Origin of the sequence: Streptomyces sp. NPDC002896 (assembly GCF_040295225.1) — a bacterium.
In the GTDB taxonomy this organism is placed as follows: Bacteria; Actinomycetota; Actinomycetes; order Streptomycetales; family Streptomycetaceae; genus Streptomyces.
Map to the genome: position 1 here is coordinate 271,644 of NZ_JBEOVA010000002.1, position 21,385 is coordinate 293,028.

The following is a 21,385-nucleotide window of genomic DNA, read 5'->3' on the forward strand; positions in this document are numbered from 1 at the left end:
ACCCGCCGTCGTGCGTTGTGCCCACCCGTTTCGCCCTGCGGAACACCTGCCCACAACGGTCACGGAGCGACTGCCCACAACACGCACTCCCGTGTTACGAAGAACCATGCCCGCACGCGCGCACTACGACGTCGTCATCGTCGGCGGTGGCCACAACGGCCTCGTCGCCGCCGCCTACCTCGCCCAGGCCGGCCGCACCGTGCTGCTGCTCGAGCGCCTCGGCACCACGGGCGGCGCCGCCGTGTCGACCAAGCCCTTCGCCGGAGTCGACGCCCGCCTCTCCCGCTACTCGTACCTGGTGAGCCTGCTCCCGCAGAAGATCGTCCGCGACCTGGACCTGACCTTCGCCACCCGGAAGCGCACCGTCTCCTCGTACACCCCCGTCGAGCGCGGCGGCCGCGCGACGGGACTGCTCGTCGGCGGCGGCCCAGACCGCACACGGGAGTCGTTCGAGCAGCTCACCGGCGGCTCCACCGAGTACGCGTCCTGGCTGGACTTCTACGGCATGACCGGCCGCGTCGCCGAACGCGTCTTCCCGACCCTCACGGAGCCGCTGCCCGACCGCGACGAGCTGCGCCGCCGCATCGACGACGACGCGGCCTGGCGCATGCTCTTCGAAGAGCCCATCGCTACCGCGATCGAGGCGCGGTTCTCCGACGACCTGGTCCGCGGCGTCGTCCTCACCGACGCCCTCATCGGCACCTTCGCCGACGCCCACGACCCGTCCCTGAAACAGAACCGCTGCTTCCTTTACCACGTCATCGGCGGCGGTACCGGCGACTGGGACGTGCCCGTCGGCGGCATGGGAGCCCTGACGGACGCCCTCGCCTCGGCCGCGCGTACGGCCGGCGCCGAGATCCTCACCGGCCATGAGGTGACCCGTGTCGAGACCGACGGACGGCAGCACGCCGAGGTGACGTACCAGACCGGGGGAGGCGAGGAGCGGCCCGGCACCGTCGCCGCCCGGCACGTCCTCGTGGGCGCCTCACCCCAGGTGCTGGCAACCCTGCTCGGCGACGAGCCGCCCACCCCCGCCGAGGGAGCGCAGCTCAAGGTCAACATGCTCCTGAAGCGGCTGCCCCGGCTGCGCGACACCGCCGTCGACCCGCGCGAGGCGTTCTCCGGGACCTTCCACATCGCCGAGGGCTACGAACAGCTGGCGAGCGCGTACGCGGAGGCCGCGGACGGACGGCTGCCCTCCGCCCCGCCCTCCGAGATCTACTGCCACTCGCTCACGGACCCGACCATCCTCGGACCGGATCTCGTGGAGCGCGGCTACCAGACCCTCACCCTCTTCGGCCTGCACACGCCGGCGAGGCTCTTCGAGCGCGACAACGACGCCGCCCGCGAGGACCTGTTGAAGTCGACCCTGGCCCAGCTGGACGCCCACCTCTCCGAACCTCTCGCGGACTGCCTCGCCACCGACGCGGACGGCAGGCCGTGCATCGAGGCCAAGACCCCGCTCGACCTGGAGCGGGACCTGCGGCTGCCCGGCGGCAACATCTTCCACCGCGACCTCGCCTTCCCGTACGCCCAGGAGGGCACGGGGCGGTGGGGCGTGGAGACCCGGCACGCGAACGTCCTGCTCTGCGGCGCGGGCGCCGTGCGGGGCGGCGGCGTCAGCGGCATCCCGGGTCACAACGCGGCCATGGCCGTACTGGGGCTGTAGTAACTCGGGGGCTGTAGTAACTCGGCTCGTGAAGGCCCCGCGTGGCAAACATCCGCAAGCATCCGCCGGCGCAAAGAATCTGACACTGCATCAGAAAATCTCTTCCGTCGTCCGGGCTGCTGCGGCATCCTGCGCCCATGGAGACGGAGCTGAGCAAGAAACTGGGGATCGAGCACGCCATCTTCGGCTTCACGCCGTTCCCGGCGGTGGCCGCCGCCATCAGCAGGGCAGGCGGATTCGGGGTGCTCGGCGCGGTCCGCTACACGGCCCCCGACGAGCTGAAACGCGACCTCGACTGGATCGAGGCCCATGTCGACGGCAAGCCCTACGGCCTCGACGTCGTCATGCCCGCCAAGAAGGTCGACGGGGTCACGGAGGCCGACGTCGAGGCGATGATCCCGGAAGGGCACCGGCAGTTCGTCAAGGACACCCTCGCCAAGCACGGCGTACCCGAACTCGCCGAGGGCGAGGCCTCCGGGTGGCGCATCACCGGCTGGATGGAACAGGTCGCGCGCACCCAGCTCGACGTCGCCTTCGAATACCCGATCAGACTCCTCGCCAACGCGCTCGGCTCACCGCCCGCGGATGTCGTCGCGCGCGCCCACGACCAGGGCGTGCTGGTGGCCGCCCTCGCGGGCAGCGCACGGCACGCACGCAAACACGCCGACGCCGGCATCGACATCGTGGTGGCCCAGGGGTACGAAGCGGGCGGCCATACCGGCGAGATCGCCTCCATGGTGCTCACCCCCGAAGTCGCCGAGGCCGTTTCACCGTTGCCCGTACTGGCCGCGGGCGGCATCGGCAGCGGCGAGCAGGTGGCGGCCGCGCTCACTCTCGGCGCCCAAGGGGTGTGGCTCGGCTCTATATGGCTGACCACTACAGAGGCCGAGCTGCACTCGCGGGCGCTCACGCAGAAGCTCCTGGCCGCCGGATCGGGCGACACGGTCCGCTCCCGAGCCCTCACCGGCAAGCCCGCCCGGCAGCTGCGCACCCTGTGGACCGACGCCTGGGACGATCCAGCCGGACCCGGCCCGCTTCCCATGCCCCTCCAGGGTCTGCTCGTCGCGGAAGCCGTCTCGCGTATCCAGAAGTACGAGGTCGAGCCGCTGCTCGGCACGCCCGTCGGGCAGATCGTCGGCCGTATGAACAGCGAACGCAGCGTTCAGGCCGTCTTCGACGATCTGACCTGCGGCTTCGAGGGCGCCGTCGACCGCCTCGACCGCATCGCGGGAAGGGGGCGGCCATGAGCGGGCGTCCGAAAGGTTTCTGGGCGCAGGCGGCCGCGAACCCGGACCGTACGATCCTCATCGCGCCCGACGGCGAGCCGTGGACCGCCGGACGCCTGCTCGCCGCCGCCAACCGCCTGGTGCACGGGCTGCGCGCGGCCGGCCTCGAGCGGGGCGACGCGTTCGCTGTCGTGCTGCCCAACGGCGTCGAGTTCTTCACCGCGTATCTGGCAGCCCAGCAGGCCGGTTTCTACCTCGTACCCGTCAACCACCACCTCGTCGGGCCCGAGATCGCCTGGATCATCGCCGACTCCGGCGCCAAGGTGCTCATCGCCCACGAACGGTTCGCCGGCCCCGCACGTCAGGCCGCCGACGAGGCGAAGCTCCCGCCCGGCCGGCGGTACGCCGTGGGCGCCGTCGAACGCTTCCGTCCCTTCGCCGAACTCCTCGACGGACAGCCCGAGTCCGCGCCGGCTGACCGCACCCTGGGCTGGGTCATGAACTACACCTCGGGCACCACAGGACGCCCGCGCGGCATCCGCAGGCCACTGCCCGGAAAGCTCCCCGAGGAGGCGCATCTCGGCGGCTTCCTCGGCATCTTCGGCATCAAGCCGTTCGACGGCAACGTGCATCTCGTATGCTCGCCGCTCTACCACACGGCGGTACTCCAGTTCGCGGGCTCCTCGCTGCACATCGGGCACCAGCTGGTGCTGATGGACAAGTGGACACCCGAGGAGATGCTCCGCCTCATCGACCAGTACCGGTGCACCCACACGCACATGGTCCCCACCCAGTTCCACCGCCTGCTCGCGTTGCCGGACGCGGTGCGGGCCGCGTACGACGTGTCGTCCATGCGGCACGCCATCCACGGTGCCGCGCCCTGCCCCGACCACGTGAAGCGGGCGATGATCGACTGGTGGGGGAACTGCGTGGAGGAGTACTACGCGGCCAGCGAGGGCGGCGGGGCCTTCGCCACCGCCGAGGACTGGCTGAAGAAGCCCGGCACGGTCGGCAAGGCCTGGCCCATCAGCCAGCTCGCGATCTTCGATGACGACGGCAACCGGCTGCCGCCCGGCGAACTCGGCACGGTCTACATGACGATGTCCACCGGCGGCTTCAGTTACCACAAGGACGAGTCCAAGACGAAGAAGAACCGCATCGGTGACTTCTTCACCGTCGGCGATCTCGGTTACCTCGACGAGGACGGGTACCTCTACCTCCGCGACCGGAAGATCGACCTGATCATCTCGGGCGGGGTCAACATCTACCCGGCCGAGATCGAGGCCGCCCTCCTCACTCACCCCGCGGTGGCCGACGCCGCCGCCTTCGGCATCCCGCACGACGACTGGGGCGAGGAGGTGAAAGCCGTCGTCCAAGCCGCCGAAGACCACGAGCCGGGGGAGTCGCTGGCCGCTGACATCCTCGCCCACTGCGAGCGGCAGCTCGCCGGCTACAAGCGCCCCAAGAGCGTCGACTTCATCGCGTCGATGCCGCGCGACCCGAACGGCAAGCTGTACAAGCGGCGGCTGCGCGATCCGTACTGGGAAGGCCGCACCCGGGCCTTGTGATGCACGTGCCGATGTGATCGCCCTCTTCGCCGTCCGTTCGCGTTCGCCGCCCCTTCGCGTTCGCCGTCACGGCGCGCGCTGGGGGCGGTCACCGGCCGTCCGTCAGACGTCCTCGCCGTGCGTCAGCGCAGCCCTCGCCGGTGCCGACCGGGGCCGATCTCGCCACTTCGAACGGCGCATTGGGTGTCTGACAGCGCATCCGCTCAGTTACGCTCCCCCTCACCTGTGCTGTGAAGAAATGGGGGAGGATTCATGGGAAGTGCTCGCAACGAGCTACTCAAGGGCGGTAATACGCCTCTGCCGGGCCCTCGGGCCGTGCTCACCGTGCACACCTCCGTGCCGGTCGACGTGTCCGCGCTGCTGCTCACGAGCGAGGGCAAGGTCCGGGGCGACGACGACCTGGTCTTCTTCAACCATCCGGAGCAGGACGGCATCGCGGTCGACGGCCTGACGATGACCGCGGACCTCGCCCGCATACCGGGGGAGATACAGACCGTCGCCCTCACGGCCAGCATCGATGTCGACCAGCCAGGCACGTCCTTCGAGGCGTCCTCCACCCCACGAGTGGAGATTGAGAGCGCTCACAACAGGCTGTCCTTCGCACCGCCGCCCCTGACGTCGGGTGAGACGGTCCTGGTCATCGCCGAGTTGTACCGGCGCGGCGACGGGTGGAAGGTCCGCGCGGTCGGGCAGGGGTACGCGAACGGGCTGGCCGGAGTCGCCGCCGACTTCGGGATCGTCGTCGGGGACGAACCCGCCCCGGAGCCCCCTGCCGCGCCGGTCACGCCGCAGACGCTTCCTTCGCCGGTTCCTCAGCCGACCCCCACGGCAGCACCGCTCGCGCCCCTGGCCCAGCCCGCCGTGTCCAAGGTGCCCCTCGGCAAGATCGAACTGACCAAGGCGGGAGCCGCGACGATCAGCCTCAACAAGGCGGATCCGGCGGTCCTCGTCACGGCGTCCCTCGAATGGGACGGCGGCACCCGCGGCAGCCGTGGCGCAGACCTCGACCTGTACGCGCTCTTCGTCCCCGCCTCCACGGTCAGGGACGATGTGCGGCGCGACGACCGGCGGCGTGAGGAGGACGAGGCCGAGGACGACCCGGCCGCCGGCTCGGTCTACTGGAACAACCGCGGCTTCCTCGACAAGCCCCCGTACATCGCACTCGACCAGGACGCGAAGAAGCCCGGGTGCGAGACGGTGCGCATCAAGCGCCCGGATCAGCAGGGATACCTGCTGATCTGTGCCTACAGCGCGGTCTCCAACGGCACCGGCAGTTTCAAGAGTTTCGGCGCCAGGGCTGTGGTCAGCGACGGAGCCGGCTCCACGGTCACCGTCCCGCTGTACTCCGAGAACGACAACGCCTACTGGGTGGCCATCGCCCTCGTCGACTTCACGGATCCCGCGGGCGTGAAGATCTCCCAGGTCGAGAAGTACAGCAAGCGCCACTCCGAGTCCCGCCCCATGCTCTACAGCGACGGGGAGTTCAAGATGGACCGCGGCCCCATAGAGTTCAAGGACTGATCCGCAGTCCGTCCACCGCCATGTGCCGTGCCGTACGTGCAGACGTCTTGACCAGCCGCACGGCGGCCCAGAAGATCGCGCCATGAGTGGTGGACGCAGCAGCACGGTAGACGGAATGGTCCGGCGCAGCGCACGGCGTACGCCGGACCGGACCGCCGTCCGGTACCGGGACCGGACCTGGACGTACGCCGAACTCGATGAGGCGGTTTCCCGCGCGGCGGGCGTGCTGCGCGAGTCGGGGCTCGTTCCGGGGGACCGAGTCGGAGCGTACGGGCACAACTCGGACGCCTATCTGATCGGTTTCCTCGCCTGCTCCCGGGCCGGGCTCGTACACGTCCCCATCAACCAGAACCTCACCGGCGACGACCTGGCGTACATCGTGCGCCAGTCTGGGAGCGCTCTCGTGCTCGCCGACCCCGATCTCGCCGGCCGGCTCCCCACCGGCGCACGCACCCTCGCCCTGCGCGACACGGACGAGTCGCTGCTCGCCCGGCTGGCGTCCACGGCACCGTACGACGGGCCGGAGCCGGCGGCCGAGGACCTCGTGCAGCTGCTCTACACCTCCGGTACCACTGCACTGCCGAAGGGCGCGATGATGACGCAACGCGCCCTCGTCCACGAGTACGTCAGCGCCATCCACGCGCTGGAACTCGACGGCGGCGACCGGCCCGTCCACTCGCTCCCGCTCTACCACTCGGCGCAGATGCACGTGTTCCTGCTCCCGTATCTGGCTGTGGGCGCCGAGAACACCATCCTGGACGCGCCCGATGCCGGCCAGATCTTCGACCTGGTCGAGGCGGGCCGCGCGGACAGCCTGTTCGCGCCGCCCACCGTGTGGATCGGACTGTCCAACCACCCCGACTTCGCCACGCGGGATCTGAGCGCTCTCAGAAAGGCCTACTACGGGGCGTCGATCATGCCCGTCCCCGTTCTGGAGCGGTTGCGCGGACGGCTGTCCCGGCTCGCCTTCTACAACTGCTTCGGGCAGAGCGAGATCGGACCGCTGGCCACCGTGCTCGGACCCGACGAGCACGACGGCCGCATGGACTCGTGCGGCCGCCCGGTGCTGTTCGTCGAGGCACGGGTCGTCGACGAGTCGGGCAAGGAGGTGCCGGACGGCACACCGGGCGAGGTCTGTTACCGCTCCCCGCAGTTGTGCGAGGGCTACTGGGACAAGCCGGAGGAGACCGCCGAAGCGTTCCGGGACGGCTGGTTCCACTCCGGCGACCTCGTCGTCCGGGACGCCGAGGGCTACTTCACCGTCGTCGACCGCGTGAAGGACGTCATCAACTCCGGTGGCGTCCTGGTCGCTTCCCGCCAGGTCGAGGACGCGTTGTACGAGCACCCCGCGGTCGCCGAGACCGCCGTGATCGGCCTCCCGGACGAGCGGTGGATCGAGGCGGTCACCGCGGTGGTCGTATCGCGCGGCGAGGTCACCGAGGCCGAACTCATCGCCCACGCACGCGAGAAGCTCGCCCACTTCAAAGCGCCCAAGCGCGTCCTGTTCGTGGACGAACTGCCGCGCAACGCCAGCGGGAAGATCCTCAAGAGGGAGCTGCGGGACCGCTTCAGTAAGTGACGGGTCGTGAAAGGGCGCGTGGCGAGAGCTCTCTCCGCGAGCCCCGCGCAACGAGCCGCCCGGCGCACCGCAGCCCTTTTTCGCCGGAGCCGGAACCGCTGCGCTCACGGCGTACTCGGCCGGTCTCTTACACCGAGCGCACTACGTTGACCGGATGGAGAACGCTCTCAGGACCGTCCAGGCGAACGGGATCACGCTGGCCTACCGTACGTGGGGACCCGACCAGGCCCCGGACGATGCCCCGCCTGTCGTGCTGCTCCACTGCCGTGGCGCCGACAGCACGGACTGGGACCGGATCGCCGGCCCGTTGTCCGCCGCCCGCCGCGTCTACGCCCTGGATCTGCGCGGGCACGGCCGCAGCGACTGGCCCGGCACATACACATACGAGTCGATGCGCGACGACGTGCTCGCCTTCCTCACCGCCCTCGGCATCGAACGCACCGATCTCGTCGGGCACTCCCTCGGCGGAGCCGCCGCGTACCTCCTTGCGCAGCAGCACCCCGAGTGCGTACGCCGCCTCGTACTGGAGGACGTGCCGGCCCCCTTCCCGCTGGACCCGCCACGCCCGCCGGCGGAACGCCCGGACGGCGACCTGGCCTTCGACTGGGCGATGGTGCTCCAGACCGATGAGCAGCGCAACACGCCCGATCCTGTGTGGTGGGAGCACATGGGGAGGATCACCATGCCCACGCTGCTCATCGGCGGCGGCGCGACGAGCCTCATCCCGCAGGACCACATCGCCGTCCTGGCGGACCTTCTCCTCGACGCCCGGCTGATCACGATCGACGCGGGCCACCTCGTACACGAGACCCGGCCGAAGGAGTTCCTGGTGGCCGTGGAGGCGTTCCTCGGCCTGTGAGGTAGGCGGACACCCGCCTCCTGAAAGCGCTCACTCGCCCTTCTGAGAGCGCTCCCTGCCTTCCTATAAGCGGTCACCTGACCTTTCTGAGAGCGCTCCCCGCCTTCCTGTAAGCGGTCACTCGCCTGCCTGCAACGGCAGCCCCGTGGCGCGGGCCCAGTCCTCGGGCCCGCCGACGAGGGCGGCGACGTCGTGCCGACCGGCGCGTTGCAGGATGCTCGCGGCGGTCATGGCGCGCAGGCCCCGCCCGCATGCGACCACCACACCGGCGGGCGCCTCGCGCGCCCGGGTCGGCAGCTCGCCGAGTTCGATGCTGACCGCGCCGGAGATGTGTCCGGCCACGTGCTCGGAGCGCTGCCGGATGTCGAGGACCGGACGGTCGGCGATCTCGTCGGCCGTCACCAGCTCGACGGTCTGCTGCTCTCCGCCGTCGGAGACCCAGGCGTCCATGCCGCCCGCGAGATGTCCGGCGAGTCGCTCGTATCCGATCTTGAGGGCCTGCCAGGTGAGGTCCGCGAGGTCCTGCCCGGGTGCGGTGACGAAGACCAGAGGGGCGTCCGGGGGCAGCAGCCAGCCGAGCCAGGTGGCGAACTGGTCGCGCAGCCGGATGGAGAGCGCTCCCGGGATGTGCCCCGCCGCGAAGTCCGCCACCGGGCGGACGTCCACGATCTGCGCGCCCTGGGCGGCCGCGGCCCGTACCCCGCCGGGCGTCAGACGGGCGAGCCCGGGCTGGGAGCGGAGGACCGCCGGTCCGCGCCGGTTGATCTCGGCGAGCCTGCCGAAGTACGCCGGGTAGGAACCGAGGCTCCCCAGCATCTGCCGTACGAAGGCGTCCTCGTCAGGGGCCGCGAGCAGCGGGTTGGAGCGGCGCTGGGCGCCGATGGTCGTGGTGCGCTCGATGCCGGGCGGGGCCGAGCAGAACGATCCCGCGCCGTGCGTGGGCCACACGGCGACCTCGTCCGGCAGCCTGGCGAGCCGCCTGAGCGAGCGGTACTGAGCGCGGGCGAGCTCCTCCGTGCGGTCGGCGCCGAGCAGATCGGTGCGGGCGGCGGAGCCGACGATCAGCGATCCGCCGGTGAACACGCCGAGCGCGCGGGCACCGTCCAGCAGCAGATAGGACAGGTGCTCGTCGGTGTGGCCGGGCGTGGCCAGCGTCCGCAGGGTCAGTCCGCTCATGTCGATCTCGTCGCCGTCGCGCAGGGCACGGTGAGGGTACGCGCGGTGCCCGTCGGCGGACGCGAGGACGGTCGCGCCCTCGTCATAGGCCAGCTGAAGGGACCCGGTCAGGAAGTCGGCGTGCAGGTGGGTGTCGGCCGCGAACGCGACTCGCACCTCGTGCCGCTCCGCCGCCCTCCGCAGGGCACGCAGGTCCCGGCTCGCGTCCACGGCCAGGGCCCGCCCGTCGCCGAGGTCGATGAGATAGGCGCTGTTGCCGAGACCGGTGTCGACCAGCGGAATCAGATGATCGTCGGTGAAGCCCATCGGGTCCTCCAGGTGCCACGGCTGTCCCGGCGCTCCAGCACCCTCTGAGGGCTCAGTACCCTCCGTGGCGGTCCCTACCACAGCGTAGGCATGGCGCATGAGGCGCGCCCTTGCGGCGTCGGGCGAGGGCCCGACGGCACGAAGATCTCCCCGATCGGACGGCCGAGCCCACGGGTCAGGTGCTCGCCTCCGTCTGCCGTACTCGCCCCCTGCCGACCCGTGTGCCCTACTCGCCCCCTGCCGACCCGTCTGCCCTGCTCGCCCCTGCCGACCCGTCCGCCGCCAGCGCCACCGCCCTCGCCCACCGATAGTCCGCCTTGCCGCTCGGCGAGCGCTGGATGTGGTCAGTGAGCACCAACTGGCGCGGGATCTTGTAGCCCGCGAGACGGGTGCGGCAGTGGGACTGGATGTCGTCCAGGGAGGGCCGCGCCGCGCCCTCGCGCAGCTCGACCACGGCCGCCACGTGATGGCCCCACGTCGCGTCCGGCACGCCGGCCACCAGTGCGTCGTACACGTCCGGATGGGCCTTGAGCGCTTCCTCGACTTCGTCCGGATAGACCTTCTCGCCGCCAGTGTTGATGCACTGCGAGCCCCGGCCGAGGACGGTGACGATGCCGTCGTCGTCGATCGTCGCCATGTCGCCGAGCAGCACCCACCGCTCGTCGCCCTTGCGGAAGAACGTCTCGGCGGTCTTCCGCGGGTCGTTGTAGTAGCCGAGGGGCACGTGGCCGCGCTGTGCGACGCGCCCCGTCTCGCCGGGCGCCACGGGCTCGTACGTCACGGGGTCCACCACCTGCGTACGGGCGTTGACGCGGATCCGGAAGCCCGTGTCCGGCCCCGCGTCGGCCGTCGCCGTGCCGTTGAAACCGGATTCGGACGACCCGAAGTTGTTCAGCAGCATCACGTTCGGGACGAGCGCGAGGAACTGCTCCCGCACCGTCTCCGACAGGACGGCGCCCGAGGACGACACGCTGAACAAGGAGGAGCAGTCGGTGCCCTTCAGCGGGCCGTTGAGAGCGTCGATCAGCGGCCGCAGCATCGCGTCGCCCACCAGCGCCATGCTGGTGACTTTCTCCTTCTCGACGGTACGCAGCACTTCCTCGGGCACGAACTTGCGGTGTACCACGACGCGCTGACCGAAGTTGAAGCCGATGAACGCGGTCAGCGTCGAGGTGCCGTGCATCAGCGGGGGAGTGGGGAAGAAGGTGATGCCCTCGCCGCCCGCCGCGACGCGTTCGGCCAGCTCCTCCGGCTTCTTCACGGGCTCGCCGGTCGGTGCGCCGCCGCCGAGACCGGAGAAGAACAGGTCCTCCTGGCGCCACATCACGCCCTTGGGCATACCGGTCGTGCCGCCGGTGTAGATGATGAAGAGGTCGTCGGCGGAGCGGGCTGGGAAACCGCGCTCGGGGGAGCCGGCCGCCTCGGCCTCCGCGAAGGGCACCGCCGGTACGTCGGGTGTGCCCTCCGGCGGGGCGCCGACGCGCAGCAGGTGCCGCAGCTTCTCGGTGTGCGGCAGCGCGGCCGCGACCCGCCCGGTGAACTCCGCGTCGAAGACGAGGGCCACCAGGTCCGCGTCCCGGTACAGGTAGACGAGCTCGTCCTCCACATACCGGTAGTTGACGTTCACCGGCACGATCCGCGCTTTGAGGCACGCGAGCACCGTCTGCAGGTACTCGATGCCGTTGTAGAGGTGGAGCCCGAGGTGCTCGCCCGGCCGGATGCCGCTGTCGATCAGATGGTGGGCGATGTGATTGGCGGCCGAGTCCAGTTCGGCGTAGGTGAGTCTGCGCTCCGCCCCCGTGCCAGGGTGGTCGATGTACACGAGCGCCTCGCGGTCGGGCACCACATCGACGACCGATTCGAACAGATCGGCAAGGTTGTACTCCACCGCTCCTCCTGACCCCGGCGTCAAAGGACCGTGACCGAGACCTTCCAACTGACCGTTCCAGCGACCGTTTCAGCTGACCGTTCCAACTGACCCGGCGGTCATCAGAGCAGAGGCACCCACAACTGGGAAGGCCCCTCGCACAAGAAATCTGACTGTCTGTCAGAAAACTATTGAACTGGACCGGCGCCTACTGCAACCTGTTCCAGTCTGAAGACGGGAGGACGCAATGGGTGGGACAGAACACCTCACCGTGCAGCGCGAAGGCGCCACACTGGTGCTCACGCTCAACAGGCCGGAGGCCAAGAACGCGCTCTCACTGCCGATGCTGGTCGGCCTGTACGACGGATGGGTCGAGGCCGACGAGGACGACACGGTCCGCTCCGTCGTACTCACCGGCGCCGGCGGCGCGTTCTGCGCGGGCATGGACCTGAAAGCACTCTCGGGCAAGGGGATGGAGGGCCAGCAGTACCGGGACCGGCTCAAGGCCGACCCGGATCTGCACTGGAAGGCGATGCTGCGCCACCACCGCCCGCGCAAACCGGTCATCGCCGCCATCGAGGGACACTGCGTCGCGGGCGGCACCGAGATCCTCCAGGGCACCGACATCCGGGTCGCGGGCGAGTCCGCGACCTTCGGGCTCTTCGAGGTCAAGCGCGGTCTCTTTCCCATCGGCGGCTCCACGGTACGTCTGCAGCGGCAGATCCCTCGTACGCACGCTCTCGAGATGCTGCTCACGGGGCGCCCGTACACCGCCGAGGAGGCCGCGCGCATCGGGCTGATCGGGCACGTCGTCCCCGACGGCACCGCGCTGGAGAGCGCTCTCGCCATCGCCGAGCAGATCAACGCCTGCGGCCCGCTCGCCGTCGAGGCGGTCAAGGCCTCCGTCTACGAGACCGCCGAGATGACCGAAGCGGACGGGCTGAAGTCCGAACTCGAACGCGGCTGGCCGATCTTCGACACCGCCGACGCCAAGGAAGGCGCCCGCGCCTTCGCCGAGAAACGCCCGCCCGTCTACCGGCGCGCCTGACCCAGGCCGACGCACCCCCGACCCTCCCACGAGGAGATCCCGTGCCCGAAGTCCTCAAGGCCCCCGTCGTCGTCGAGTTCCCGTTCACCCGCTCCCTCGGTCCCGTTCAGAGCGCTTTCCTCACCGGGCTGCGCGAACGCGTCGTGCTCGGCGTCAAGACCGCCGACGGCAGGACCCTGGTGCCTCCCGTCGAGTACGACCCCGTGACCGCCGAGGACATACGCGACCTCGTCGAGGTCGCCCCCACCGGCACCGTCACCACTTGGGCCTGGAACCACGAGCCCCGCCGAGGCCAGCCCCTCGAGGGGCCGTTCGCCTGGGTCCTCGTGAAACTCGACGGCGCTGACACCGCTCTCCTGCACGCTCTCGACGCACCAGGACCCGAAGCCGTGCACACGGGCATGCGCGTCCGCATCCGCTGGGCCGGCGAACGATCCGGCGCCATCACGGACATCGCCTGCTTCGAGCCGTACGACGGCGCGGCACCCGAACTCGCGGGCCACGCCGGGGACTTCGCCGAGCCGGTGACCGGCATCGTCGCGCCCGCCCGCCTCGACTACACCTATTCGCCGGGCCGCGCCCAGTCCCGCTACATCCAAGCCCTCGCGGAGCAGAAGACGGTCGGAGAGCGCTGTCCGTCCTGCCTCAAGGTGTACATACCGCCGCGGGGCGCATGCCCGACTTGCGGTGTCGCCACATCGGAACAGGTCGAGGTCGGTCCGCGAGGCACCGTCACCACCTACTGCATCGTCAACATCAAGGCGAAGAACCTCGACATCGAGGTGCCATACGTCTACGCGCACATCGCCCTCGACGGCGCCGATCTCGCCCTGCACGGACGCATCGCCGGCATCCCCTACGACCAGGTGCGGATGGGCCTGCGCGTGGAGCCGGTGTGGACCGAGGGCGGCCGCTACCCGGACCACTACCGGCCCACCGGCGAACCCGACGCGGACTACGAGACGTACAAGGAGCTGGTCTAGATGCCAGGCACATCACCGGCGCGCGAGATCGCCGTCGTCGCCTTCGGGCAGACGGACCACCTGCGCACCACCGACGAGCTCTCCGAGGTCGAGATGCTCATGCCGGTGCTGCACGAGGTCCTGGGCACCACCGGCCTCAGGACCAGCGACATCGGGTTCACCTGCTCCGGCTCCAGCGACTACCTGGCCGGACGCCCCTTCTCCTTCACCATGGCGCTCGACGGAGTCGGAGCCTGGCCACCCATCTCCGAGTCGCACGTAGAGATGGACGGCGCCTGGGCGCTGTACGAGGCATGGATCAAGCTGCTGACCGGCGAGGCCGACACGGCACTCGTGTACGCATACGGCAAGTCGTCGCCGGGGTCTGTGCGGGACGTGCTGACCCGGCAGCTCGATCCGTACTACGTGGCGCCGCTGTGGCCGGACTCGGTGGCGCTGGCCGCCCTGCAGGCGAGGGCACTGATCGATGCCGGGGACACGGATGAGAGCGCTCTCGCGGGCGTAGCCGCCCGTAGCCGCGCGGCCGCCACGGACAACCCGCACGCCCAGGTGCCCGGCGCGCGCCCCCAGGGCGAGTACGTCGTAAGTCCCCTGCGTACCGGGGACTGTCCCCCGTTGAGCGACGGAGCGGCGGCCGTGATCCTCGCCGCGGGCGACCGGGCCCGCGACCTGTGCGAGCGGCCCGCCTGGATCCGCGGGATCGACCACCGCATCGAGGCGCACAGCCTGGGCGTACGTGATCTCACGGACTCGCCGTCGACGCGGCTGGCCGCGGAACGGGCCGGGGCCTTCGAACGCCCGGTGGACACAGCGGAGTTGCACACGCCCTTCTCCTCCCAGGAGGTGGTGCTGCGCAAGGCGCTCAGGCTCGACGACACGGTCAACGTCAACCCGTCCGGTGGAGCGCTCTCAGCCAACCCCCTGATGGCCGCGGGTCTCATCCGGATCGGCGAGGCCGCCGCACGCATCCACCGCGGCGAATCGGACCGCGCACTCGGTCACGCAACGTCCGGACCGTGCCTGCAGCAGAACCTGGTCGCCGTACTGGAGGGAGACCCGCGATGAGCACAGGCAAGACAGGGAAGGAGCCCGTGGCCGTCGTCGGCATCGGCCAGACCAAACACGTCGCCGCGCGCCATGACGTGTCCATCGCGGGACTCGTCCGCGAGGCCGCCGGGCGCGCTCTCGAAGACGCCGAGCTGAGCTGGGCGGACATCGATGCCGTGGTGATCGGCAAGGCTCCCGACTTCTTCGAGGGCGTCATGATGCCCGAGCTGTATCTCGCCGACGCGCTGGGCGCCGTCGGGAAACCCATGCTCCGGGTGCACACGGCGGGCTCGGTCGGCGGCTCCACCGCGCTCGTGGCCGCCAATCTGATCGCGGCCCGCGTCCACGGCACGGTCCTGACCCTCGCCTTCGAAAAACAGTCCGAATCCAACGCCATGTGGGGCCTGTCCCTGCCGATCCCCTTCCAGCAGCCGCTGCTCGCCGGCGCCGGCGGCTTCTTCGCCCCGCACGTGCGCGCCTACATGCGACGCAGCGGCGCGCCCGACACGGTCGGCTCCCTCGTTGCGTACAAGGACCGGCGAAACGCGCTCAAGAACCCCTACGCACATCTCCACGAGCACGACATCACTCTGGAGAAGGTCCAGGCGTCCCCGATGCTGTGGGATCCGATCCGCTACTCGGAGACCTGCCCCTCGTCCGACGGCGCGTGCGCCATGATCCTCACCGACCGCTCGGGCGCCGCCCGTTCACCGCGCCCACCGGCCTGGATGCTGGGCGGGGCGATGCGCAGCGAACCGACGCTCTTCGTCGGCAAGCAGTTCGTTTCGCCCCAGGCCGGCACGGACTGCGCGGCGGACGTGTACCGGCAGGCGGGCATCGCCGATCCGCGGCGGGAGATCGACGCCGTCGAGATGTACGTGCCGTTCTCCTGGTACGAGCCGATGTGGCTGGAGAACCTCGGCTTCGCCGACGAGGGCGAGGGCTGGAAGCTCACCGAGTCCGGGGTCACGGAACTGGACGGCGATCTTCCGGTGAACATGTCAGGGGGAGTCCTGTCCACCAACCCCATCGGCGCCTCCGGCATGCTCCGGTTCGCCGAGGCCGCGCTCCAGGTGCGCGGACAGGCGGGGGAGCACCAGGTCGACGGCGCCCGCAGGGTCCTCGGACACGCCTACGGAGGCGGCTCCCAGTTCTTCTCCATGTGGCTGGTCGGAGCAGAGCCACCGACCGTCTGAGCGGACTGGAGGGCCGGACGCGGCCGCGTCCCCGCCGGTGGCCTGTCCGGCGTGCGAACCGCTCGCTAGTCTGGCCGCGGACGACGAACCGGGAGGAGCAGGGACGTGGCCGAGAGCACCATCACGCAGCATCCGCGTGCGGGCTGGGAGAAGCCGGAGCAGCTGGACCTGAGCGGCGCCGAGTGGCGCTCCAGCAGCCGAGGGATGGGGGACGTCGAGATCGCTTTCGTGGAGGGCTTCATCGCGATGCGCAACAGCGGCCGCCCGGAGAGCCCGTCCCTGATCTTCAGTCCGGCCGAGTGGGGGGCATTCGTGCTGGGGGCACGCGAAGGGGAGTTCGACCTCACCTGAGCGTCGATCGGTGAGCGCTGCTTCCCGGAGACAGGAGCTTGGAGCGGGTTGCCGGAATCGCCGGTTCCTTGAAAACGCTCTCGCCCGGGAGGCGCCGATCACGGCAGGGCGCCATGGGGCATCGATTCTTCCGGACGTGTGACCTTTGACCCTTTTCTCGGGTACTCGCCTGAGCGAGTCTGGCCCGAGGAACAGGTCGATCGTGGCACAGCGCCGGAGACGAGGAACCATGAGCACCCTGCCGGTCATCGCGGCAGTCGACGGATCGGAAGACAGCCTGCGAGCCCTGGAGTGGGGCCTTGCAGAAGCACGGCTGCGGGACGCGCCGCTACGGGTCGTGCACGTGCGGCAGTACACCGAGTGGACACAGCCCGGCGCCACGGTGGTGATGGCCCCACCCCCGGTTCCGGAGGGCGATCAGGTCGTGGACCAGGTCCGCGCCTCGCTCGCCGACCGTGACGCTCTTCCTCCTGTCGAGTACCTGACGCTGGACGGTGCGCCTTCCGTCATACTGCCGGAGCTCAGTTCCGACGCCCAGCTGATCGTCATGGGCTCGCGCGGCCGGGGCGGATTCGCCAGCCTGCTGCTCGGCTCGAACGGAATCGCCACCGCACGTGACGCCGTCTGCCCTGTCGTGGTGGTACCGCGCCCCGGACGCGAGGTGCACGGGAACGGCCCGGCCGAGCCCGGCCCGCGCGTCGTGGTCGCTGTCTCGGCGGAGTCGCCCGACCACGAGGCCCTGGCGTTCGCGTTCGCCGCGGCCGCCCGCCGCGGCGCCCGCCTCGAGGTGGTCTCCGCCTACCCCTGGCCCTTCTACGCATGGTCGGTGCCCACCGACTTCGCGGCGCTGGCCGTCGTCGACAAGGATGCGGTCGAAGCCGACACGAACCGCGTTCTGGACGGCATCCTCGCCACCCACCGCAAGGAACACCCGGACCTGCGCGTGGACGTGTCCGTGCTGGGCGGTGACGCGGCAGGCCATGTCGTCGCCGCGTCCCAGGGCGCGGACCTGGTGGTGGTGGGCCGCCACCGCAGGCGGCTGCTCCAGCCCGCCCGGATGCTCGGCTCGGTCACCCATGCGGTGCTGCTGCACGCGGTGAGCCCGGTGGCGGTGGTGCCGCCGGCAGCGGAGGACGAGGACTGAGGAACGACTGAGGGCTGCTCGACGGAGCGGGCGGCACGGCCGGGCGGCAGATCGCTGACTGACCGCCCGGCCGTGTACTCGCCCGCGCCGGGCGCTCAGCGCAGCACCACGCAGCCCGTTCTCTCGAGGTCCCGCAGCACATCGCGCGGGACCTGGACGTCGTTCCACCGCAGATCCAGCTTCTCCAGCGCGGGTAGCTCGGCGATCCAGCCCGGCAGCTCGCGCAGTCGGTTGCTGCGCAGATCGAGCCGCCGCAGCCAAGGCAGCCCACGCAGCGTTTCCGGCACGGCCGTGAACTCGTTCTCGCGCAGCTCCAGTTCCCGCAGCTGCTCAAGATGCCGTACGGAGTCGGGGAGGCCCGTGAGGCTGTTGCCGCGCAGCCACAGGTCGCGCAGCTGCGACAGGCGGCCGATGGAGGGCGGGAGCTTGGTCAGCCGGTTGTGCTGGGCGCGCAGCTCCACCAGACCGGTCATCGAGCCGAGCGACTCGGGCAGCTCGGTGAGAGCGTTCTCGCCGACGTTCAGATAACCCAGCCGGGTCAGGCGACCCAAGGACTCCGGGAGCGAGACGAGTTCGTTGTCGTGCAGATAAAGGAACCGGTCGAGTCCGACGAGGTCGCCCAGTGCGTCCGGCACATGGGTGAGCTGGTTGTGCCCCAGGTCCAGGGTGTGCAGCGCCTTGAGCATGCCGATGCGCGCAGGGATCTGGGTGAGAGCGTTGTCAGGCAGCAGCAGGACTGTGAGATCAGGATGGAGCCAGACCTTTTCGGGCACGGCGTTCAGCCCCGCCCGCCAGTAGCTGAGAACGTTCTCACCGGCCACGTCCTCGTGATCATTCGCGGTCACACCAATGGCTCCGTTCCGGCCGTTCATGGGTCATGTACACGAATAGCCCCACCCTCGCAGAGGCAGGTCACGCGACCACCGCCCACCACGGCGGAGCCTCGCTGATCGGATCGCCCCCGCCGCCGCAAAGCCGCCGCGGCCACGTACCATGGCCGCATGTCCTTCCTCCGCCGCCGCAGCGCCGCCACACCCGCGGGCCCGGACTTCGACGTCCTGGCCATGGACCCGGGCGACTGGCCGGGCAATCTCGGCGCGGGCCTGCTGCCCGCACCGGACGGCAGCTGCCAGGGAGTGTTCCTGCGTTACGACCTGTTCGGTGGTCGCGGCCCCGCGATGATCATCGGCAATCTGCCCGAGGGCTCGCCGGCCCGCGAGACCATCGAGGCGCAGATCCCGTTCGAGGTCGCGCAGCTGCTGCTGGCGCTGGAGAACGACGAAGAGGTCACCGTCCTCGACACCGAGGACATGCCGGTGATGCAGGGCGACAACCTCTTGATCGTCCGTCGCCTGAAGCTCTCCGAGAGCCGCATCTCCTGCGTGCAGTTCGACCGCAGCGACGGTGTGCTCGTGACCATCGCCGCCTGGGACCGGCCGATCACCGAGGATCTGTACGCGCTGCTCAAGCCCCTGCCGGCCGAGCTGTTCCAGCAGGGCTGACTTCCAGCTCCACCACAGCGCTGATCAGCGCTGATGAGAACTCGCACGGCGCTGCGTCCCCGGCCGGCGCGGATCGCTTCGTGATCTGCCCGAACCACCGGATGTACGAACGGGCCGGGTCCGCCCCAGGGCAGACCCGGCCCCATCTGTTGTGCGCAGCGGACAACAGCCCTACGACCCCGACGGCACCACATCCACGTCGGCCGCCCGCACGAACGCCACCCGGTGCCCGAACTGGATCTCGTAGTACTCGTCCGCGCCCCGCACGACCTTGTGCGCCGCCGTGTCGAAGGTCGTCGAGTAGTAGTACTCGCCAGGCACCTTGTCACCCACCACGTACCTCTGCCCGGCGAGCAGCTTGTACGGCAGCGGTGAGACCGCCTGAGCGGGCACGCCCGTCGGGTACGCCTCCTTCTCCGGGTACGCCCGCCCGTACACGGGAACGTCCACCGCACCGGCCTTCGGCGTCACCACCAGCCCCGCCGCGTTGACGGCGGTCGGCTGCTGCTTCGAGTTCCTGAACCAGGCCTTCTGCCCCAGGTACCAGATCGCCGTCCAGTCGCCCTCCCGGCCGGCGACGGCGTACTGCTGCCCGGTGGAGACACGCGACGCCATGTCGTTCACGTCGATCGTGGAGTCCTCACCGCCCGGCCGCAGGCCGATGTCCTTGATCAGCGGAGCGTCCTCGCTGGGCTGGGTGTGCAGCCGCACGGCACTGGACCCGTGCGCCGCGCAGGGCTCGCCCTTTGCGGTGCAGCCCGTGAACTCCGGCTGGTTCTCGGTGAATTCCGGCAGTACGGTCACGAGCCCGCCGTTCGCGCTCGCCGTGGCGTGGAACGGCTTCCCCATGAGCGTGAAGTAGTGCTGCCAGTCCCAGTACGGGCCCGGGTCGGTGTGCATCGACCGGATGTTGGACGTGGTCGGCCCGGGGACGGTGTCGTGCCCGAGGATGTGCTGCCGGTCCAGCGGGATGTCGTACTTCTTGGCCAGGTACTTCACCAGCCGCGCCGACGTGCGGTACATCGCCTCCGTGTACCAGGCGTCGGGATCGGCGAGGAAGCCCTCGTGCTCCAGGCCGATCGACTTGGCGTTGACGAACCAGTTGCCCGCGTGCCAGGCGACGTCCTTGGCCTTCACGTGCTGGGCGATGTGCCCATCAGTCGACCGCAGCGTGTAGTTCCACGACACATAGGTCGGGTCCTGCACCAGCTTCAGGGTGGTGGCCCAGCTGCCCTCGGTGTCGTGGATGACGATGTAGTCGATGCTCTGGGACGCGGGCCGGTCGGACAGGTCGTGGTTGCCGTAGTCGCCGTCGCCGAACTCCTCGTAGGGCGCCGGGATCCACTCGCACGCCACGGTCTCCGGACACTCCGTGTCGCCCTCGTCCGCCTTGCGCAGGCCCATCCGCTCGATCTGGGCCGCGTCCGTCCGCAGCCCGGGGGAGGGCGCGAGTTCGACGCGCTGGCCCTCGTCGTTGGTGCGCTGTTCGCCGTCCTGGATCACGGCGAACACGTCGTTGGCGTACGTCGCCGCGGTCGCGCTGTCGTCCGCGCCGGAGAAGCGGGCCACCGCCCCGTACCAATCGGTCGCGTCATCACTGAGCGGCTGGTCCAGCTGCTTCTGCGCGGCGGCGAGCAGCGCAGCGCCGCCCCGTACGTTAGCGGCCGCATCCGAGCGCAACTCCTCGGCGGAGAGCCCGGTGAGCTCGGCTGCCTTGGACAACGTCTTGAGACGCGCGGGGAGTTGGGAGTTCTCCGGGACAGCCTCCGCGGACGCCTCCGGGGCCCGGGCGGGACGTGAGGAGTCGCCGCGAGCGTCCTCGCCGCCCTCGCTGTGGTGCTGGGTGGCCTCGGCGAGCGCGGTGCGGGCGTCCGTGAGGTGCATGGGACCGTAGCCGCCGGCCACACTGGGAGACGCGCCGTGGGTGTCCCAGCGCGACTGCAGATACGAGACCCCGAGCAGCACGCTCTGCGGCACGTGGTACTCGGCGGCTGCCGCGGCGAAGGCGTTCTGCAGACCCGCATCGGAGGCCTGTTCGGCTGTGCCGGACGGTGCGGCACCCAGCAGGGGCAGTAACAGGGCCACTGACGCGACGGCTCCCGCCGTGCGACGCGCACCTCTGTGTGCGGCCAGGGTGCGGACAGGGGCGGATCCTCGCAATGCAGCCTCCCGGGACGGTCGAGCGTTCTGGTGCGTGCGGGGCCGGACGTGCGTCAGTGGTATCGGCTCTCCGACGATCCGTCAATCACGCCCCATCGCATGGGTTTTCCCAAGTCAGTGCCTGTCGGTGGGGTTTTCGCAGGGAGGGTGCCACGGCCAGCGGTGCGTCAGTGGAGTGGACCA

At 70.1% G+C, this 21,385-nt stretch carries 17 protein-coding genes; 13 read left to right on the forward strand and 4 right to left on the reverse strand.

The features are described 5' to 3' along the window. Positions 1 to 106: 106 nt before the first annotated feature. The 6 genes from ABT009_RS03460 (at position 107) to ABT009_RS03485 (ending at position 8,422) form a co-directional block, all read left to right on the forward strand. Positions 107 to 1,669: a phytoene desaturase family protein gene (locus ABT009_RS03460; RefSeq protein ID WP_351289041.1), complete on the forward strand. Its 1,563-nt coding sequence runs from the start codon at positions 107 to 109 to the stop codon at positions 1,667 to 1,669. Between the two features lie 137 nt (positions 1,670 to 1,806). Further along, entirely contained in the window at positions 1,807 to 2,916 is a 1,110-nt protein-coding gene (locus ABT009_RS03465) for a nitronate monooxygenase (protein WP_351289043.1), read from the forward strand. Continuing rightward, complete coding sequence (locus tag ABT009_RS03470; RefSeq protein ID WP_351289045.1) at positions 2,913 to 4,463, forward strand: acyl-CoA synthetase; 1,551 nt, start codon at positions 2,913 to 2,915, stop codon at positions 4,461 to 4,463. The genes ABT009_RS03465 and ABT009_RS03470 overlap by 4 nt, the downstream gene beginning before the upstream one ends. 252 nt (positions 4,464 to 4,715) lie before the next feature. After that, a complete protein-coding gene (locus tag ABT009_RS03475) occupies positions 4,716 to 5,984 on the forward strand; it encodes a TerD family protein (RefSeq protein WP_351289047.1) in 1,269 nt (422 codons plus the stop codon). 82 nt (positions 5,985 to 6,066) lie between these two features. Then, positions 6,067 to 7,563: an acyl-CoA synthetase gene (locus ABT009_RS03480; RefSeq protein WP_351289049.1), complete on the forward strand. Its 1,497-nt coding sequence runs from the start codon at positions 6,067 to 6,069 to the stop codon at positions 7,561 to 7,563. A 154-nt stretch (positions 7,564 to 7,717) separates the two neighbouring features. After that, entirely contained in the window at positions 7,718 to 8,422 is a 705-nt protein-coding gene (locus tag ABT009_RS03485) for an alpha/beta fold hydrolase (RefSeq protein WP_351289051.1), read from the forward strand. 117 nt (positions 8,423 to 8,539) lie between these two features. Here the strand turns inward: ABT009_RS03485 and ABT009_RS03490 are convergent, their stop codons facing one another. Both ABT009_RS03490 and ABT009_RS03495 read right to left on the reverse strand, forming a co-directional pair. Then, on the reverse strand, positions 8,540 to 9,904 hold the full coding sequence (locus ABT009_RS03490; RefSeq protein ID WP_351289053.1) for an MBL fold metallo-hydrolase: 1,365 nt from the start codon (positions 9,902 to 9,904) through the stop codon (positions 8,540 to 8,542). Positions 9,905 to 10,130: 226 nt separating this feature from the next. Then, the gene (locus ABT009_RS03495; protein WP_351289055.1) at positions 10,131 to 11,792 is read right to left on the reverse strand and encodes an acyl-CoA synthetase; all 1,662 of its coding nucleotides are present in this window, start codon (positions 11,790 to 11,792) and stop codon (positions 10,131 to 10,133) included. Between the two features lie 226 nt (positions 11,793 to 12,018). On the opposite strand from ABT009_RS03495, the gene ABT009_RS03500 reads away from it, so the two are divergent. The 6 genes from ABT009_RS03500 (at position 12,019) to ABT009_RS03525 (ending at position 17,540) form a co-directional block, all read left to right on the forward strand. Further along, positions 12,019 to 12,819 carry a crotonase/enoyl-CoA hydratase family protein gene (locus tag ABT009_RS03500; protein ID WP_351289057.1) on the forward strand — a complete coding sequence of 267 codons (801 nt, stop codon included), beginning with the start codon at positions 12,019 to 12,021 and terminating at the stop codon, positions 12,817 to 12,819. 41 nt (positions 12,820 to 12,860) lie between these two features. Beyond that, positions 12,861 to 13,802, forward strand: coding sequence for a Zn-ribbon domain-containing OB-fold protein (locus ABT009_RS03505; RefSeq protein ID WP_351289059.1), 942 nt, complete (start codon positions 12,861 to 12,863; stop codon positions 13,800 to 13,802). After that, entirely contained in the window at positions 13,803 to 14,867 is a 1,065-nt protein-coding gene (locus tag ABT009_RS03510; protein WP_351289061.1) for a thiolase family protein, read from the forward strand. Next, a complete protein-coding gene (locus ABT009_RS03515) occupies positions 14,864 to 16,045 on the forward strand; it encodes a thiolase family protein (protein ID WP_351289063.1) in 1,182 nt (393 codons plus the stop codon). The genes ABT009_RS03510 and ABT009_RS03515 overlap by 4 nt, the downstream gene beginning before the upstream one ends. Positions 16,046 to 16,150: 105 nt before the next feature. Next, a complete protein-coding gene (locus tag ABT009_RS03520) occupies positions 16,151 to 16,396 on the forward strand; it encodes a DUF397 domain-containing protein (protein WP_351289065.1) in 246 nt (81 codons plus the stop codon). A 229-nt stretch (positions 16,397 to 16,625) separates the two neighbouring features. Beyond that, complete coding sequence (locus ABT009_RS03525) at positions 16,626 to 17,540, forward strand: universal stress protein (RefSeq protein WP_351289067.1); 915 nt, start codon at positions 16,626 to 16,628, stop codon at positions 17,538 to 17,540. Between the two features lie 95 nt (positions 17,541 to 17,635). On the opposite strand, the gene ABT009_RS03530 is transcribed toward ABT009_RS03525, so the two are convergent. Then, positions 17,636 to 18,385 (reverse strand): leucine-rich repeat domain-containing protein, encoded by a 750-nt coding sequence (locus ABT009_RS03530; protein WP_351289069.1) that lies wholly within the window; start codon positions 18,383 to 18,385, stop codon positions 17,636 to 17,638. 156 nt (positions 18,386 to 18,541) lie between these two features. Between ABT009_RS03530 and ABT009_RS03535 the strand changes: the two genes are divergently transcribed. After that, complete coding sequence (locus tag ABT009_RS03535; protein ID WP_351289071.1) at positions 18,542 to 19,042, forward strand: hypothetical protein; 501 nt, start codon at positions 18,542 to 18,544, stop codon at positions 19,040 to 19,042. Between the two features lie 171 nt (positions 19,043 to 19,213). Here the strand turns inward: ABT009_RS03535 and ABT009_RS03540 are convergent, their stop codons facing one another. Beyond that, positions 19,214 to 21,202 (reverse strand): N-acetylmuramoyl-L-alanine amidase, encoded by a 1,989-nt coding sequence (locus ABT009_RS03540; protein ID WP_351289073.1) that lies wholly within the window; start codon positions 21,200 to 21,202, stop codon positions 19,214 to 19,216. Positions 21,203 to 21,385 lie beyond the last annotated feature (183 nt).